Source organism: Kaistella soli (assembly GCF_019038595.1).
Lineage (GTDB): Bacteria > Bacteroidota > Bacteroidia > Flavobacteriales > Weeksellaceae > Kaistella > Kaistella soli.
In genome coordinates this window covers 19,148-37,314 of sequence record NZ_JAHOPF010000006.1, presented here as the reverse complement: position 1 = coordinate 37,314, position 18,167 = coordinate 19,148, and the positions used below count along the sequence as shown (strand labels likewise).

General features: G+C 33.5%; 16 protein-coding genes. 11 read left to right on the top strand and 5 right to left on the bottom strand.

The features are described 5' to 3' along the window. Positions 1-17: 17 nt before the first annotated feature. Entirely contained in the window at positions 18-1,316 is a 1,299-nt protein-coding gene (locus KSK37_RS12200; protein ID WP_217201841.1) for a TlpA family protein disulfide reductase, read from the bottom strand. 481 nt (positions 1,317-1,797) lie between these two features. Further along, on the bottom strand, positions 1,798-1,950 hold the full coding sequence (locus KSK37_RS12195; protein ID WP_217201840.1) for a hypothetical protein: 153 nt from the start codon (positions 1,948-1,950) through the stop codon (positions 1,798-1,800). A gap of 1,207 nt (positions 1,951-3,157) precedes the next feature. On the opposite strand from KSK37_RS12195, the gene KSK37_RS12190 reads away from it, so the two are divergent. Then, complete coding sequence (locus KSK37_RS12190) at positions 3,158-3,490, top strand: hypothetical protein (protein WP_217201839.1); 333 nt, start codon at positions 3,158-3,160, stop codon at positions 3,488-3,490. A gap of 232 nt (positions 3,491-3,722) precedes the next feature. Here KSK37_RS12190 and KSK37_RS12185 read toward each other — a convergent pair whose 3' ends face one another. Continuing rightward, positions 3,723-3,884, bottom strand: a complete 162-nt coding sequence (locus tag KSK37_RS12185; protein ID WP_217201838.1) for a hypothetical protein — start codon at positions 3,882-3,884, stop codon at positions 3,723-3,725. Between the two features lie 195 nt (positions 3,885-4,079). Between KSK37_RS12185 and KSK37_RS12180 the strand changes: the two genes are divergently transcribed. The 8 genes from KSK37_RS12180 to KSK37_RS12145 all read left to right on the top strand — a co-directional run bounded on the left by KSK37_RS12180 (position 4,080) and on the right by KSK37_RS12145 (position 14,392). After that, positions 4,080-4,226 carry a hypothetical protein gene (locus KSK37_RS12180; protein WP_217201837.1) on the top strand — a complete coding sequence of 49 codons (147 nt, stop codon included), beginning with the start codon at positions 4,080-4,082 and terminating at the stop codon, positions 4,224-4,226. A gap of 96 nt (positions 4,227-4,322) precedes the next feature. Continuing rightward, on the top strand, positions 4,323-5,396 hold the full coding sequence (locus tag KSK37_RS12175; protein WP_217201836.1) for a DUF4238 domain-containing protein: 1,074 nt from the start codon (positions 4,323-4,325) through the stop codon (positions 5,394-5,396). Positions 5,397-5,718: 322 nt separating this feature from the next. Then, positions 5,719-6,798 (top strand): hypothetical protein, encoded by a 1,080-nt coding sequence (locus tag KSK37_RS12170; protein WP_217201835.1) that lies wholly within the window; start codon positions 5,719-5,721, stop codon positions 6,796-6,798. 178 nt (positions 6,799-6,976) lie between these two features. Further along, entirely contained in the window at positions 6,977-7,942 is a 966-nt protein-coding gene (locus KSK37_RS12165) for a GxxExxY protein (protein ID WP_217201834.1), read from the top strand. Between the two features lie 264 nt (positions 7,943-8,206). Then, a complete protein-coding gene (locus KSK37_RS12160) occupies positions 8,207-9,253 on the top strand; it encodes an IS110 family RNA-guided transposase (RefSeq protein ID WP_217201833.1) in 1,047 nt (348 codons plus the stop codon). A gap of 882 nt (positions 9,254-10,135) precedes the next feature. After that, entirely contained in the window at positions 10,136-10,927 is a 792-nt protein-coding gene (locus KSK37_RS12155) for a hypothetical protein (protein ID WP_217201832.1), read from the top strand. Positions 10,928-11,931: 1,004 nt separating this feature from the next. Further along, entirely contained in the window at positions 11,932-13,431 is a 1,500-nt protein-coding gene (locus KSK37_RS12150; RefSeq protein WP_217201831.1) for a hypothetical protein, read from the top strand. Then, positions 13,391-14,392: a DNA adenine methylase gene (locus tag KSK37_RS12145; protein WP_246566572.1), complete on the top strand. Its 1,002-nt coding sequence runs from the start codon at positions 13,391-13,393 to the stop codon at positions 14,390-14,392. The genes KSK37_RS12150 and KSK37_RS12145 overlap by 41 nt, the downstream gene beginning before the upstream one ends. Before the next feature lie 529 nt (positions 14,393-14,921). Here KSK37_RS12145 and KSK37_RS12140 read toward each other — a convergent pair. Continuing rightward, on the bottom strand, positions 14,922-15,506 hold the full coding sequence (locus KSK37_RS12140) for a hypothetical protein (protein WP_217201830.1): 585 nt from the start codon (positions 15,504-15,506) through the stop codon (positions 14,922-14,924). Positions 15,507-16,070: 564 nt separating this feature from the next. Between KSK37_RS12140 and KSK37_RS12135 the strand changes: the two genes are divergently transcribed. Then, positions 16,071-16,526 (top strand): GNAT family N-acetyltransferase, encoded by a 456-nt coding sequence (locus KSK37_RS12135; protein ID WP_246566570.1) that lies wholly within the window; start codon positions 16,071-16,073, stop codon positions 16,524-16,526. A 175-nt stretch (positions 16,527-16,701) separates the two neighbouring features. Here the strand turns inward: KSK37_RS12135 and KSK37_RS14085 are convergent, their stop codons facing one another. Further along, on the bottom strand, positions 16,702-16,950 hold the full coding sequence (locus tag KSK37_RS14085; RefSeq protein WP_343216994.1) for a hypothetical protein: 249 nt from the start codon (positions 16,948-16,950) through the stop codon (positions 16,702-16,704). Positions 16,951-17,270: 320 nt separating this feature from the next. Between KSK37_RS14085 and KSK37_RS12125 the strand changes: the two genes are divergently transcribed. After that, complete coding sequence (locus KSK37_RS12125) at positions 17,271-18,158, top strand: DUF4145 domain-containing protein (RefSeq protein WP_217201829.1); 888 nt, start codon at positions 17,271-17,273, stop codon at positions 18,156-18,158. Positions 18,159-18,167: the final 9 nt, after the last annotated feature.

Sequence of the window (18,167 nt, the reverse complement as noted above, 5' to 3'; positions counted from 1 at the left end):
ACTGTAAATGAAAATTTTTATTGGTCTTTTATTACAAGCATTTCCAGTTCGCGCTGTTCCCGCGTAACTGTCAGCCCGTATTTTGCGAGTTCTTTACTCAGCTTTTCAGCCGTGGTAATTTCAGAGACCCGGAGGTCAACATTTCCCATAATTCCCGTTTCGTTAATTAGAGGCAATCTGATGGGAGTTTGCCCATTAATCATATTTACCATATGTTTAAGTGGAGCGTTCCGTAATATTGAGGGCTTCTGAGGAAATGTAGAGATCAAGTCGCCACCCTTAGTTTGTATTCTGTTTTCAGAAACCGTTCTTTTCAGGATATAACAATCTGTTTTGATCTTTTCAATTTTTGCAGAGAAAGCGGTATAGCGATTAAGATCCTTGAGCATGAACTGGTATAATGAATCTGCTTTTTCGGCTGGAACGACCAATTCATAACTATACAAATCGTCTTTTCTATAATTGCCGCCGGGCAGCAGCTCTCCATCCATTGCTTTGGTATTTTTGATCTGAACCAGCATTCGTTTTTCGCTGAAACTCTCCTTAATATTCATCGACTGAAACAACTCATATCCTATCGCGAAGTACATGTCCCGTAGCGGAAGATTGGTAAACTGCCTGCCATTCACTTTTTTGTCTGCAGTATATCTGAAGGTGCCACCGGCTCCAATGTCAGGAATTCCCCCTTTCATGAAAATTGAATAGTTAAGAAGCGAAACATTCCTCTGTCTTTCGAAACTTTCGTCCAACATCAGCGGTCTGGTCCTATCCATCTGAATCACGGTATGTAGGGCATCTGGATCTCCACCCAATATCTTACTGATGTTTTCCGCAGTGACCTGTTCTGCATCCGTTGTGTTGATGAGTTTACCGTCTTTTATCCATACTATAAAAGGAATCCCTTTATGGGGAAAATAGCTTTTGAGCATTTTGTCATTAATCACAGAAGCTACATGACTAAACCGCTGGCCGTTTTTCGTAGTAAAAAATTTTTCCAATACCGAATCCGTCTGTTCCGTCACGGGCATTATTTTAATCCGGTCGCTAAACTTTTCCTCCAATGCTTCCATGCCCGGAAAATTAAGCAGACAGGCACTGCACCATGTTGCCCAGAAATCCAACAGGATGAGTTTATCACGGTCTTTGGCAAGGGTAATGGTTTTTTCCCCGCTGTTGACCACCTGTAAAGGGGTCTTCCAGACTTCTTCGGGGATCGCATCCCCAATTTTTAAGGCTTTTAGCTGTGCAGGAATCTGCAGGAACAGCGTTGCCGTTAATGTCAGGGAAAGTATTTCCCTGCAAAACTTTTTTTTCATAGTTTTGTTAAGGTTTTTAGTTATACATTAATTAATTCCACGCTCTTTCCTTCTTCGTCGCCAAACTGGAGGGGAAAGGGCTTTTTTATTGCTAGCTTTTAACAGCCATCTATTCGCGTTATTTATTATTACTCATTACTTATTGCTCATTACTTATGACCATCATTCGGATCGCCCAGGGGAAAGCGGTGTAGAAACCTATGAAGAAGGGCACTTTCCCACTGAAGCAAATCCTTTTTTATAAAGCGGTGGTATTTGATAAGTTTATTTTATTCATTTTAAATTTTCCATCTCAAATCTCCTGTTCCACCGAGCCATTACTTATTGCTCATTACCCATTACTTATGATATTGTCCGGATTGCCTTAGGGGAAAGCAACACAAATGATGAAGAAAAAAACTTTCCCACTAAGAACACATCCTTATTCTTTAGAGCTCCGCAGTCCGAGAGGCAGTCCTTCAGACTTGCCATTACTTAAGAATCACTCCTTATTTACTCCCTCATAAAACCGTTCTGCACACAGATCGAGCAGCTCATCAGTTTCCTTTACCTCTTTCCTGAGCTCCACCACCCAAACCACCAACAAAACAATCAGTAGGGAAGCAATAATGTTGTAAATTTTAAGTGTTTTCATATTTTACCGTTAATGTTAAATTCTTCCGCCGGATTTCTTAAGGTTGGGTGCTGGGTGCTGGATGCCTGAGCAGTATAAGAATCCAGACCCTGCCACAAACCGGCAATCTCACCATATCCTTTTCCTTAAACTCGGCTTCGGCTCTGCTCAGCCACCGACTTCTTTAAAAAACCCCGACCTAGGAGATTTTTGCGTTAAAAAAAACTGCTGTTTCTTCCGAAACGTCCTTTTCATTTAGCAGACATAAAAATCTCCCTTGTTTGAGTAGCGGCAATAAAATATATTCCGCGCTGTAACCTTCCGACCCGCCCGAAACCGCTTGCGGTTCGACGACCGAAGGGAGTCAATTTGGGGGATTTTCTTATAAATAATTGCAATTTTTTAGCAAAAAGATCCAGTCTTGATTTTTTTGTTTCATTTTACTCATTCCTTATCTATTTATCTATGGTATTCGTGATATGCTTCGCAATTGCATCAAGGCAATAGAACTAAGGCCCTTTCAGCAAAACGACGCAGTTTTACATTTTATCTTTTCCTCCCCTCTGCTTCGGCTCCGCTCACCCACCGGAAACATGGCTGATTGCTCATTGCTCATTGCTCATTACTGATAGAAAATCCCTCGGATTGCCCTAGGGGAAAGCAACATCAATTAAAAACGCCTTCCCGCTAAGAACAAATCCTTCTGAAGAGAAATTGATATGAATGTTTCTTTCTCTAATGAGGTATCCGCGTAGATAATAAAATTTTTCACGGGGTTAAGATTTGGATGAATGCTGAATTTCAGATGCTGGATGCAGGGTTGATTATTAACAACCGGCGTTTGCCAGACCGTTTCACAAGTAAGCCCTAAGGCCGCAATGGCTGCGCAACCATTGTAAATGTCGTGTTATACTTAATAGAAGAGTGGCTTAGAGATTGAGAATGCCGGATACAAAACAGCGTGGGTCTCAACATATCCGATCTGGGGCACTGGTATACCTTACGTACAGATAAGTGAGCCCACGCCGAAGCGTGAGCTACTTTACTTATCCTCTCGTACGTTAAAAATTACCAGTTTTCAGATCGAGATTCTAAGCAATAGCTTCTTTTATTTTTTGAAGTATCGCAAAATTACATTTTCTGTAATTATTTTTTCAAATATATATAAAATAAATTAGGTACGCAATACCGTACCGAAAAAATCTTTTGATTGTGGTTAATTGCAATCATGAACAATAAAAGTGAAGAATATATTAAGATCAAAATAGCAATCGCTTTACGAGTGTTACATAATAAAAATAAAGAGAAATACAAAGGGAAAACAAGTAGCAAAGAGGATGTGAGCAGCTATGAGAAAATAGCATTAAACAGCAATAGTGATATGCGAAAAGCTACTGTTACTAGTGCTTTTGATGGGCATACAAGATCTGCAATGACTACAGTTATACTTATAATTGAATCAATGGGATACAAGTTAGTTGACTTTGCAGAAGAATATGATAAAATTACAAATGAGGAAGTAAACAGCTTCACTCGAGAGTATATTAAAAGAGAAAATTAAAACTAGTGACTAATCAACTGATTTATTTTGACCTTGAAATACTATCTTGTTTATGATATGGTTTTGTAAAACGTCGTATTGTAGTTCTACGAAGAAGCCATAAAGTTTATACAAAACTTACTACTTCCTATATCTCGGAAATCTATAAATTCTCCTTCTGTAAATATCAATTCAAACTACTGTTCTTCAGGTATAATTGTGAAATCGAAAAAAGGTATTTTCTCAGTTATCTTTAAAAAACACCGTCTTTCTTAAGTTCGCCGTAATACCGTGTAGAGCACTGCTCCAATAAAGTTTCATTCTCACTAACATCTTTTTGCAGTTTCTTCACCCATATTACTAATAACACGATCATAACAGAGGCAATAATGTTGTAGATTTTCAGTGTTTTCATATCTGTTGTTTTTTACAAATTTAATTAGACTGATGACTGTAGCAAAATTTACATTAGAAAAAGGGTGAAAAGACCTTTTGGCACGCGAAATACTTTTTAAGATTTGTAATCAGCAAAAAGTATTTTTTTTGTTTACGGGAAACCGTAAGGTAGGGTAATAGTTTAGTGATATCTTTATTTTTATAAACAAATATTATGAATACAATTGAAACTATTAAACCTGGCCCCAAACCGAAAAAGAAAGATGGAACACCAGATGAAAGACCAAGAGTTAATCCTCCTAACCAGCCAAAACATCCTAAATTAAAACCGCATGAACATAAGCCAAGGGATTCGAAATAAGTTAAAATCCTGACGAAAGTTGGGATTTTGTTTTTGCAGGAAACCATAAGGTTTATTGTGAGGAAATGAGTATATTTGAGTGTTAGCCGTAATTTTATGACCAGTATCACAGAAAAAGCAAATCAACATTTTGTGCCTAAATTCTATTTTAGAAATTTTTCATTTAAACAGAATCAAAAAGAAATGGGAATTTTCAATTTAGATTCAAATTTCTTCAAAGGACGAGTTCCAATCAAACATCAAGGTGCCAAAAGATTTTTCTATGGAAAAGATGGAGAACTTGAAGAATTTTTTTGTTTAACTGAAAAGAGGACAGCTCCATTATTTAGGGATATAATTTTGAAAAATAAACTTCCTCGTCAATACACAGATGAACATTTTGAATTACTATATTTTTTCATTCTACTAGAAGAAAGAAATCCAATTCATGTAAAACTCTTTAAAGATGTTTTTTCGCAACAATTTAGTTATGTGGACAAATTGGATTCATCATTTTTTGCAAAACAAAACACTGAAAAAATTGAGGAATTTTTGACAACTGAAAATATCCATCGAGTAATTTTTCACCAATCAATAAATCTAGCTAAACTTAATATGGATTTACAATATAAAGTACTAGTAAATGAAAATATAAATCCGTTTTTAACATCTGATAATCCTGTAGTTAGATATAATTCACTTATGGAAAAATTTGTGTGGGAATTTGGTTCATACACAGGAAATGGCTGGATAGGAGTAAAAATAATTATTCCTTTAAATTACAAATATTCATTAATTTTCTATGATTCAACAACTTATAAAATAGGTAATAGCAAGGAGAAATTTGTTGATATTACCCAAAATGATGCTGATCAATTGAATATATTACAAATATTAAACTGTAATGAGAATTTATATTTCGATGAAAAAGTAAATAAAAAATATCTCGAAATTATTCTTGAAAAGTCAAAAAAATTTGAAAAAGGTAATAAAATTATTACTAAAGAATTCAAAAATCCTCAAGAACCGAACAGCATAATAGTAGGTCAAACTAAAAGTAATTTACGAACAAAATTTTCTATCTCGAAAATTAAAATTCATTCTGGTAGACAAAACTTCAAACCAACTAATGAAGCCGTACAAATGAGAGAAAAAGCAAAAGAAATATACAATTATATCGAGAATAAATAAAAACTACGGCTAACATATTCTATGATAAAAGCGGGGTTAAATACAAAATTGAACTATTCGTAACGTTTAACCGCCGCTACTTTTCATATTGTTTTTTTATTTAATTTAGACAATCTGAAAAATCATCGGCTACGTTCAGTCTGAATTGAACTTTCATTTAAATCCAGCCCGAATTTCGCCAATACTTTTTAGTTATCTGCAATTCCTCTATTTCGGAAAAACTGAATATGCTTTTAAGAGCTAAGGCATATTTAGAACAAGTTAATAATCAATATTTTAATTTTGACGTTAGTCAGAATTATTCCACAAAACTCCGCAAAGAATGAACTTAAAAATAAAGAAAAAAGAAGATAACAATTATGATGTTTACTTTGAAGGAAAACTTGTTGGAAAAGCTGATGATTTTGGTGATGAAGGCAGCGAATTTATAATTTATACCGAAATAGATATCCTTGAAATTTCAAGACACTTTACGTTAAAAAATTTCTTTAAAGAAAATATTTATTCAATTATTGTTCCTATTGATTGTGATAAATTCCACTATTTTGAGTGGAATAAAGATGGATTTAATCAAATATGGTTTGAGGAGGAGAAAACAATTGTTTGGTATATTATTCCAGATTTAATAAAATGGGACAAAACTTTTACTTTTATTTCGTTTCTTGAAAAATTTTCTTCTCTTTTATCACCCCATAATATATTTATTGATTTAAAAAATCCGATGGATATTGTTCAAGATGGATTTAATATTAAAGGAGAACTAAATTTTGATAATAATATTGAAACAGAATACTACAATTTTCTATCAATAATAAATAATGAATTAAAACAAATATTTGAAAATCCAAAATTTTTCAATCTTAATTCAATTACAAAAACTTTTAATTTTCCTGAGGAAATTAGACAAGTTTGCGAGCAATATTTAGTGTACTTTTCAAAATTTTTAGAGGATTACGGAATTGAAATTTCGTCACAATTAAAATCAGAACAAGGTGAGACCATTTTTACAATAACCCCAAAAAATGACATTGAAGCACTTCAAAATATTCATAATTTATTAGCTTTCTATCTCACATTACCAAACGCCAAAAACCTTGAAGTAATAGCAATGGAATATAAAGATGTAAGTGTTCAGCAGTTATTGGCAAACATATTTCATTTGAAATCACAGTTGCTTTTGGCAACTTCAATGATTGAATCAAAGAATGCTACAATTGAAAGTTTAAAATTCAGTAATTTTCAAAAGCAAAATTTCATTGAAGAAAAAATTATAAAAAATGAAGAAAAAACTTTTGATGGTCTTGTTTCAATTCGAGAATTTGAATATAAAGGACTAAGATTAAATCTTCCGGAAATATTCAGAAGATTAAAAAGAGTAATTTCAAAGAATAACTGCGGCTAATAACTAAGCTATAGCTTCGCTCTGTTCGGCTTCGCCTTGGGTCGCTTTGTCTGAAAGACAAGAAACCGAAGGTTCGCCAGAGGCAAATGAAAGAAAGTCAGTACTTAATCGAAAGTTTCGGCTTCTTTAGCCCGTAACCCGCCCAGCTGCAACTGTTAGCTGTAACCTAACGAAAAATATGGATATAATTAAAGAAATTCAAAATCAAATTTCCACAATTAAAGAAAATGATGATTCTAATTATTTAGATTCAATTTTTAATCATATCAATAGAGCTGAATATTACTATTTAGAAGGCAAAAACGATAATAATTTCTTTAATGATGTTATTTACCGAAGTAATCAAGCATTTGAAGGAGCTTTAAAAGAATCTTTTAAAGTTTTAGCGGGAAAAACAGATGAAGAAGTTTCAAAAAAAACTCCAAACGAAATTGAAAGTTACTTTGAAAAGGAAAACATTTTTAGAGAAAGAGTTTTACAGCTTTTCAAAAACTACAGACAAGAATGGAGAAATAAATCCACCCACGATTTCAAATTATTTTTCGACGAAAGTGAAGCATTTTTGGCATTGATAAATGTATCTAGTTTTGTTCATCTATTACTAAAACAAATTCAAGAAAAAATTGCCTCGAATATTTATGAAAAGATACTTGAAAAAGAAAAAGAAAAACTAAGGGAAATAAAAGAAAATAGTAGTAGCAAATTTACAGCAATTGATAAAGCAATTAGCATAATTATTGATTTCATTAAGAAAAATGATAACCTAAAACAATCTGATGGAAAAATTAATGAATATGAAATCATTGGATATTTTAGTGCATATTTAGATTTTCTTACAGATGATAATATTTCAGTGCAAAGAGAACCTAAAATTAAATTTAAAGGAGGCAATATAAGACCGGATTTTATTATTGAAATATTTGGTGAAAAAATTATAATAGAGATAAAAAAGATGAAGAGTTTACAAGATTCTATGGTTCAAGATAATATTAATCAAATGCTTAAATATTTGGAATTAACTAAGATTCAAAATGGAATTATTTTTAATATAAACTTTGAAAATATTTTGTCTGATAAAAAAGTAAATTTCACAAATCAAATTATAAATCAAAAAAGTTATAATGTTGCAATTCTTTCATCATAGCAAGAATGCAGCAATAATCCCCCGCTTTCTGAAGTCTCCCGACTCATATCTTTGTTAATATAAATATTAAATAAACAGACAAGGATGAAACTTGCTCTCCCGACAGATACGTTTTTACGATATCGCTCCGAAGGAAAAACATCCTTGCTTTTAACCACTAGAGCTTCAATTAGTACTTAAGCACTCTCTTTTTCAGATTGATGTTGTATAAAATATGAGTGAAGGCAAAAACTGGTTATCGTTTATTTACAAAAACCATTTATTATGCTAAAGTATTCTGTCGGGCTTGATATTTCAAGCCAAAAAATCGACTGCTGTTTCAGCAGTATCGACATGGGTCAAAAAGTGACGGTACAATCTACCGTTACGGTTTCTAACAATCCCAAAGGATTTAATTTATTGTCCGACTGGATTATCAAAAACCATAGGCAGAAAGATATTGCCTTGGTAATCTGTATGGAAGCAACAGGTGTCTATTACGAATCGTGTGCACTTTTCCTTTTTGAAAAAGAATATAAAGTCTCGGTAGTTCTTCCAAACAAGGCGAAGAAGTATTTGCAGGCACTTGGGCTCAAGTCTAAAAATGATTCTATTGACGCAAAAGGTTTGGCACAAATGGGAGCAGAACAAAGCCTCAAGATGTGGGAACCAATGGGCAAATATTTTTACGAACTGAGACAGTTTACTCGTCAATACCAGAATGTACAGGAGCAGATTACGGTTTATAGAAATCAACTTCATTCATTAAAAAGTTCCATGTATATAAACAAAGCCATTGTGAAACAGCTTGAACAGGTCATTAAACTTTTCACGAAGCAGCTGAAAGAGCTGGCAGAACAAATTGAAAAACATTTGGAATCCAATTCTGAAGTAATGCAGAAAGTAGAGAATATTTGTAAAATAAAAGGAGTAGGAATTCTTTCTCTGGCTACGGTATTAGCGGAAACCAACGGGTTTTCTTTATTTGAAAGTTCCAGGCAGCTTGTATATTTTTCCGGGTACGATGTGATAGAGAATCAGTCAGGAAAAAGGGTGGGAAAAACCAAAATATCAAAAAAAGGAAATTCCCGTATACGGCGGATTTTATTCATGCCTGCGTTTACGGTTGTAAAATGCAAGGAAGCTCCCTTTCTAAATTTATATAACCGTACATTTTCAAATCACGGGATAAAGATGAAAAGTTATGTTGCAGTGCAGAAAAAACTACTTGTAATTATTTATTCCTTATACAAAAACAATCAGCCATACGACCCTGAAAAAGTGAAAATCCAAGAAAAGGAACAGGAGCTTCCTTCTCTGCTTGTTTCGTAGAAACAAAATAGCCTCAGCAATGTGAGGCTATACAAGGTAAACATCCAGTGAAAGATCACAGTATGCTTCCTCTCTGCAATGGCAAAATTATGTAAAATAACTTAGAGTAAAATTTGTTTTTTAAGATAGTACCTTCGGAATTTTGTTTTAAGGAAACCTAGAGTAGGTTAGGGATTTTGATTAACTTTCCGATTGCTTCAGAATACAGCAGAACCTCTGTTTCAGATACATATATTTGTCATCGGCTGAAAAACTTTTGTATAAATAGTTACCTTTCATTTTGAAAGACAACTTTATTTACAATACTATTTTGTAATATATCATATTGTAGTTCTATAAAAAAACTGTAAAGTTTGTACAAAACAAACTTACTACTTCCTACATCTCGGAAATCAATAAATTCTCCTTCGGTAAATACCAATTCAAATTGCTGTTCTTCCAATAGGTTTGTAAAATCGTAAAAAGATATTTCCTTAGTCATCTTTAAAAAACACCGTCTTTCTTAAGTTCATCGTAATATCGTGTAGAGCACTGCTCCAATAATGTTTCAGTCTCGTTTATGTCCTTTCGAAGTTTTTTCACCCATATAACCAATAATACGATTAGGATAGAGGCAATGATGTTGTAGATTTTCAGTGTTTTCATAACTGTTGTTTTTTACAAATATATGCACAGCAAATTTCCACAAATACTATTATCGAAAAAAGGGTGAAAAGACCTTTTTTCGGTGACTTGAGTATTCTGTATAAACTGAAAAAAAGGCCTGGTTAGCAAATAATTACAGATGTTTGTAATTGTGATGGGATTAATGTAAAGCAATTTACACTGATATAATTATTCTTTGTAGTTTAATAATTTGCATATATTTACTAAAACAACATTATGGCAAAAAAACAACCAGATTTTAAAGAGACAACTTCACTGCAACAATTTCGAGGAGCAATAGATTTTTTACAAACGCATATTCAACTTCTAGATGCATCCTTAATTCAAACCTCAAAAGTCTTAAAAAAGACAATGGATAAAGAATTACATATAAATAAAGCTTTATTAATTTCCGAGGATGATTACAATCGTCTAAATCACCCAGTTAAACAGCAAAGTGCTTTAATAAAACATTCTCAAAAAAAGAATATTGAATTCTCAATAATCAGACTTTTCAATTTATTTACTGCTTATTTGCAGGGAATAACCAAAGAAATGTATGCCAAAAATCCAATGCTTGTTGTTGGAAAAGCAGTAATAAATAAGAATGGAGAAGACAAGGAAAACTTAACTATAACATATGCGGAAATAGTTCGATTGGGTAATTATGAAAATATTCAAGAAAAAATTGTCAATAATATTTTCAGAAGTATTGAAGATTTAAGAAGCACTAACAAGTTATTAGAAAAAATTCTTAAGGATACAAAAGTAAACATTCCTACAACCGTTACTGACGAGGCTTTAATGTACCTTGAAATGCGACATCTTTTTATACACAATCATGGAAAAGTTGACACTAAATATGCAAATACTTTTGGGAAAAAATTCACTCCACATTTGAGAGACAGAGATGCTCTTCCAACTAAATTTGAAACTTTCTCAAATGCGTTAGTTGTGATTACAGAATTAATAATTCAAATTGATGCTGAAATGATTAAAAATGGAATGGTTCAAAAAAAGAGTTTTTAATGAAAAAAATACGATCGTATAATATATTCTATGATAAAAAAGCAAGTAAAAATTACTAAATCATGATGCAAACTGAGGAAGATTGACAAAGTTTGCTTTTCGTTGGATTACCGCAAAGATTCTATAGACGATTTTGTGTGTTTTCCTTCTTCTTTTTTGGATGTAATATTCTTTTACCTTTGGATCGTATTTGATAGTCGTGAGGGAGACTAAATGAAGTAATGATTTCATTTTTTTTATCTGCTAAATAACTCACTCTGGTTTTTCCTTTATGCTGGTGCCGGAACAGTGCTAGAACGGTGCAACGTCCGAATAACAGGCGAATTTACGTCCATTGCTGAAGGTGGTAAAGCCTTGGGTTACCATTAAAAGATACACCGAGGTTATCTCAATGATTCCGGGGCTGCTGCTTATGATGAAGAACTTCATTCTCAATAATGAATACCTTCGCCTTATCATCAAGTAGCGAAAAACTGTTTCTTCAAATATTTTATCGTCTCTCTGTTAACTGCTCTCACGCTGGAGAAAACTTCTCTGCTGAGAAATATTTCATTCTCCATGGATCTTTCAACAGATTTAAATGGTAGGCAAGTTTTTTTGCGTCCGAAAAAAACGATTTTAAGTCGCTGCAAACCCAGTTCGGAAGTGAAGAAAGGGAGATTCTATCAGTGCTGTGTTTAGCATAATACGTAATCTCTTTGGCGCCAGGTAGGCATCACACGTAGCAAAAGTAATAAAGTTGGACCGTCTAATTTCCAAGGCCGGGACTTGGTCATCAAGTTCATGTTCACTCAGAACCAAGGAAATAGGGAGGAATAGATGCCCGTATTTTCGAATATTAAAAGTGAAGTTCTAACTGATGTCATCAGTTAGAACTTCACTTGGTTCAGAAAAAAAATTCAATCGTCTTGTTCATTATCTAAGGGGAGATAATACTGTCTATACTCCCCCGTGTTCTTGTAAGCTGTTTTTTTATATATATTTGTTATAAATTAAATAAACACATGGCAATTTTTAGAGAATCAAAACTGAGCGTACGAGATTTAGAGTTGTGGTCAGAAAACCCCCGGTTTCCGGCTGAATATTTTGGTAAAACGGAACCGGAATTGATAGATTATATTGTTTCGATTCCAATCTATAAGATCAAAGAATTTGCGAAAGAGATTGTGCAGGATTTTGATATGCCGATTTTTGAAAAGCTTGCTATTTTTGATGGCGAAGGAGAAAATATTACAGTGGAGGGGAATCGAAGATTAACAGTTTATAAACTATTAGTAAAGCCTGAGCTATGTTCCGACCTAACGATCCAAGAATATTTCCACCAATTGAAGCGCTCTATATCAATTACCAGTGATTTTAAAATTGATTGTGTATTGTCCGATAATAAGAAGGAGATTCTTCGCTACGTAAACCGTAAGCACCTTAATAACAATAATGAAGCACGCTGGGGTACAATCGAGCAATTTAATGCAAAATTCAGATGGATTGATGATCCGGAAAAGCTAGATAATTTCAAAATTAATTTGCAAATAATAATCAGGAACCTTAGTATTCCCAAAGAATCAAAAAATAGGATTCTCGGGCGGGGCTTTGTGACGACTCTATTTCGAATAATGAACTCAAGAACGGCAGCCTCGCATTTTCAATTAGTTTTCAATGATGATCATGAACTCATCTCTGGAAAAGAGAATTTCCATTCAAGTTTGATCGTGATAATTAATGATATCCTGGAAGGAAAAGAATATAAAGAGAAAAAGTTTTCAAGACTTAATGCTCAAGAAGTAGAAGAGTATTTGAAATCCATTACTATTTTATCTTCTTATAGTGAAGAGGAAGTACAAGATGAAGAGATCGAAGATTTATTTCGCGAAGACTCGAAACCCAATACTGGGAAATCTTCTGGTACAAGAGCAGAAGAAAAAAACGATCATGATATATTGAGACCTGAAATGCCTGACGAATCAGAGGACGGTTCGAGTAAAAATACTATTTTTACGCCCGGGACCAGTGGCGCCCATCCGGCAAAACCGAAACCCAATAAAAAATCCACAGATCGCAAGTATTTAATAAGAAAAGAGTGCAAGCTTGTCATCAACCAACCTAAGATAAATAACATATATATCGAACTACAACGCGATTTATTGTTAGATGATTCGTCGAGATCGGTTCCCAATGCAGTAAGTGTGCTTTTCAGGGTGTTTCTGGAGTGTTCTGTAGACTTTTACGCAGAGAAAAAACACGGTCATATTTTTAAAAAAGACATAACTCTATCTCAGAAACTTCATTGGGTAGTTGCTAAGCTAAAGGACGCTGGACATAACTCTAAAATATTTACACATATAGAGAAAGTAGTAACTTCTGGACGGGAAAATTCAGTTTTTTCAATACAACGGTTTAATGATTATGTTCACGATGGAAAATTGGAGGCGGGTCCTAACGACCTGAAGAAAAAATGGGATATACTTGAAGGTTTCTTCGAAGTGCTCTGGGGCGATCTTAATTAATGTTAAAAAACTGGCCGGTGAATTTAATTTTCAGTTATTTTGCTTAAAATTAGGAACTATGTTTTATTCGCCATTACGGTACCCTGGAGGAAAAAATAAACTATCAGGCTTCATATCCAAAATATGTATTGATAACAATATTCACGGACATTACGTAGAACCATATGCGGGGGGTGCATCGGTCGCACTTTTTTTACTAATGGAGAAGATTGTAGATAGGGTCACAATTAATGATAAAGATAGATCAATATATGCTTTTTGGTTTTCAGTAATCAATTATACAGACGAACTCTGTGAGTTAATAAGCAATTGCGATATTTCAATTGAAAACCGTATTCAGCAAAAGGCTGTTCAACAAAACCCGGATGCTTATTCAATAATTCAATTAGGCTTTTCGACATTATTTTTAAATAGAACTAACAGAGATGGTATAATAAAGGGCGGTGTAATAGGAGGAAATGCACAAAATGGGAATTATAAGCTTAATTGTAGATTTAATAAATCGGAAATAATCACAAAAATTCGGCGTATTGCTTCATTCCGCGAATATATAACTGTGACATCGATGGATGCGCTCGAGCTTATTGACTTTATAGAGAAGACGTCGGATAACAAAAACACGATTTTCTATTTCGATCCTCCGTATTACCTGAAAGGGTCCATGCTGTACATGAATTATTATCAAAAATCAGATCACAGTGCAGTCGCTGAGCGTATTAAAAAAATCGAACACGTAAATTGGATTGTTTCGTATGATAATCATGAAGTTATAAAAAAACTTTACGAACCATTTATACCCACAGAGTATACGTTCAACCACTCGGCAAACACGAGCAAAGTTGGACAAGAAATCCTCTATTTTAGCGATGGAATGATAGTCCCGCAAGGAAATGATTGGAACCCTATATACTTTAAACTATCACGCAAACCCAACACTAAGAAAATTGTATATATGCATTAACTTTTACGATGCAAATTTATTTCACCTCCTGTTTACCCTCCTTTTAAACAGCACCTACATTAATAACTTGGGATATGCGAACTTGATGATGGGGAGAAAAGAATTTTAATAAAAGAGATGATAAGGTTTTGTTGAAAGAGTTTTTTGAGGATAAGTATAGTATTTCTATTATTAATTTGTAGTACAGGTTTACTTTAATATGTCACGACGAAGGATAGAGATCAGGCACAACAAAGAATATAAACGTTACGAATTGTGGGAGGTCATCTATGATTTGAGAGATCATTTGTACCCCGTAAGCTGGAGTTTTTTCCACTATTTCAGTAATTCCAGAAAAACTGTAGTGTATGTAGCAAAAAGGCAGTTTCCCCATTTATATTATCCATTTGTATAGGTTAAAATCCGAAACATGTTGACGTGAATTACAGTGAGCCTTCCTATAAGCGTTACATCAAGACTCTGCAATTAGCGTGCGAAGTTTGACCACAAAATAGAATCGACTATGCTGTCCCACTTTACTTAATAACTACTATCTTCTGCCATACTTTTTCTTAGCTTCTTTGAATCCTTGTAAGTATAGCTCCAGTTGCGCAGACTCAACAAAACTGAGCAGTTCCCGCATACACCATGGCCCGAATCCCCTGTACTTGAGGAGGTCGATCAGAGGCGTCTCGGAAAGATCTTTTATAGTGTCTATATCCAATGAATGAAGGGTCTTGAGCACCCGATAACGCAGAGGAACACCGCATTCAGTAAGTTTTAATTGTAACAGATCATTCCGCTTGCTGTCGGCAGGTACCGGTGGGTGGTTCTCACTCTGCATCATATTTTCCGTGGTGTAAGATCTGCTGTACCGCTTCTGTTTTGTCCGGGAATTTCCTATTGTGATTTGCTTGTATTCTACGACCCACGGAAGCGCAACTGTAAGCATCCGCTGGTACATATTACTGATATCCTCCTCGCTGATACCATATCCGCGTGAAAGTTCTAAAGGTGATTTGTTGTGTATGAGCATTTGCTGAAGTATGGTGTGTTCCTTTGCCCATGCTTTTCGGTAGATGCGGAGCAGCCGCAGCCGTTTGCGTTCCCATAGGGTGGCGTGTGAGGTTTTCATATAATGTATCTTTTATAAACCACGGTAGTGTATAAAGTTAAATCAAAGAAATGATTGTGAAAATAGGGCGGGGTCGACTTATGGTAAAATCGTAAAAGATATTTCCATAGTTATCTTTAAAAAACACCGTCTTTTTTAAGTTCATTGTAATATCGTGTAGAGCACTGTTCCAATAGGGTTTCCGTCTCACTAACATCCTTTCGAAGTTTTTTTACCCATATTACCAATAACACGATTAAGATCGAAGCAATGATGTTGTAAATTTTCAGTGTTTTCATAGGTTGTTTTTACAAATATAAAACACTCAAATGATATAAAAACTGTCAGCGTAAAAGGGTGAAAAGACCCTTTTACTGAGATGCGTATTTTGTATAAATTGGAAATAGAAGGACCGTGACCAGCAAATATTTATATTTATTTGTAAGTGGGTAGATGATTAATGTATTGCAAGTTACAATGGCTATTTTTTTTTTTTTTTTTTTTTTTTTTCGTCAGCTTAATTATTTGCGTATATTTGAGAGTTAGCGTCAAAACCTTATCCGAACACCGTCAAGACAAAAAATAATGAACATTATAATAAGAAAAGCAACTGAAGCAGACAGCGAAAAAATTTGGACATTAATGGAACAATTAGCTGTTTTTGAAAAATATATTGACAGTTTTGCTATTACACCTGAAATTGTAAAGGAAAGTGGTTTTCGTAAAAATCCACCAGACTTTTATTGTATTGTAGCCGAAGACAATGATAAAATTGCTGGAATGCTAGTCTATTATTTTCTTCTTTACACAGCCCAAAACCGTCCAGCAATTTATATGAAAGAACTTTATGTAGATGAAAATTATCGAGGTCAGAAAATTGGAGAACAACTAATGAATGCTTTAAAAATAGAAGCAGAACAAAATGATTGTAGCCAAATAAAATGGACAGTTGCACCCTGGAACAAAGCAGGACAAAAATTTTATGAGCGATTAGGTGCAAAAGAAAATAATGAATGGCTTAACTATGAATTGAAAATATAATATGAATACAATTGAAGTAATAAAAATCACGAAAGACCAAATTTTACAATTACAAAAAATTGGCAGACAAATTTTTTACGAAACATTTAAGAATTTATGTTCTAAATGTTTCACGGAAAAAAAGTTGGACAATTTTTTTACAGCTTAATAAACCCGTTTTGAGAGCGACTGTTTTTTAGGCTGCAGCTGTTAATCTATTTTCTAAAGAGGCTAAATTAGGCGCAAAACACGTTACTCTAAAAACAAAACAAGCTTTCGCTTTGTAAGAGGACTTCCAGTTCTTCAGTTTCGAAATTAATTCCCGTACTCCCAGAATATTGATCGTACGTTTGATGTTATACACCAACATGATTAAACTGTGTTCGCCATTTACTTTTTCTAATCCCGTTAAATTCGTGTGATTATAACCCCATTGCCTTTTGATGGTGCCGAAGATATGTTCGTTGATCTCCTGTCGCTTTCGGTCCAGTGGTTTTCAATATTTTACCTTCCGGACAAGTGTAACAATCTGTGATTTTATCATATTGAAATTTAGCAACAAAATAATCGGGCTGTGTTCCGTTTTCGTTGCTTTTAACTTGACTTTAAAATATCTGAAAAAAGGGGCTGAAATAAATGATATCAATTGTATGTCTAAACTTCAAGAAATTTACAGAAATGGAATTGGTGTTGATAAGGATGTTAAAAAAGCCGATGAACTTACGAAAAAAATAGAAAAATTGTAGTAACCTATAAAACACTCTCATGAAAAACAAATATTTTTGTAAAAGTTGTAAAGGAGTAAGAAATCATGAAATAATTTTTGATCATAAAGTTTCAGGAGAAGAAGAGGATTATGATTATCAATGGATAAAAAAATATAGAGTTATTCAATGTTTAGGTTGCGAAAACATTTCTTTTCTTTATATATTTGGTGATAATCAAATGATTAGACACATAAGTAAGGATGAAATTGATTATTATGAAGAAGATACAATTTATCCATATTTTATTGAAAAAGGAAATGAAATTTCGGCATATCACTTACCAAGCCCAATAAAAGAAATTTATGTTGAAACTATTTCAGCATTTAAAGCAGATGCTTTAATTTTAACAGCAGGAGGTTTTAGAGCAATAATTGAGGCTCTTTGCAACTTTTTAAAGATTAAAAAAGGTAATTTAGAAGAAAGAATCAATTTATTGCACAACAAAGGGCATTTAACTTTAAGCGAATCTAAAAGACTGCATTCAATTCGATTTCTTGGAAACGACGCTTTACATGAAATCGAAAAGCCTAAAAAGGCACAACTTGAAATTTTATTAGAAATTATAAATCATTTGTTATCCAATTTATTCATAAATGATAAAATTATAAAAGGACAAATTGAAACAGTTATAGATGACTATAAAGACTTTAAAAATCTGTTACAGCGAAAAATAACAAAGGAAATGCTTAAAAAGGATTTCTTAATTGACGATTTTTTGGGAAAATCACGAAGGTTAATTACAAAAGAAAACTTAAAAAAATTTCTTGTGGAATTAAATAATGAAATTAATAATAAAGAAATTGTTTTTTTAGAAATTGTAGATGTCGAAAAAGAGATTTATAAAGTCATTGGAGAGCCTGAATTAAGTTTCTTCTGGGATCTTTAAAAAAAACTG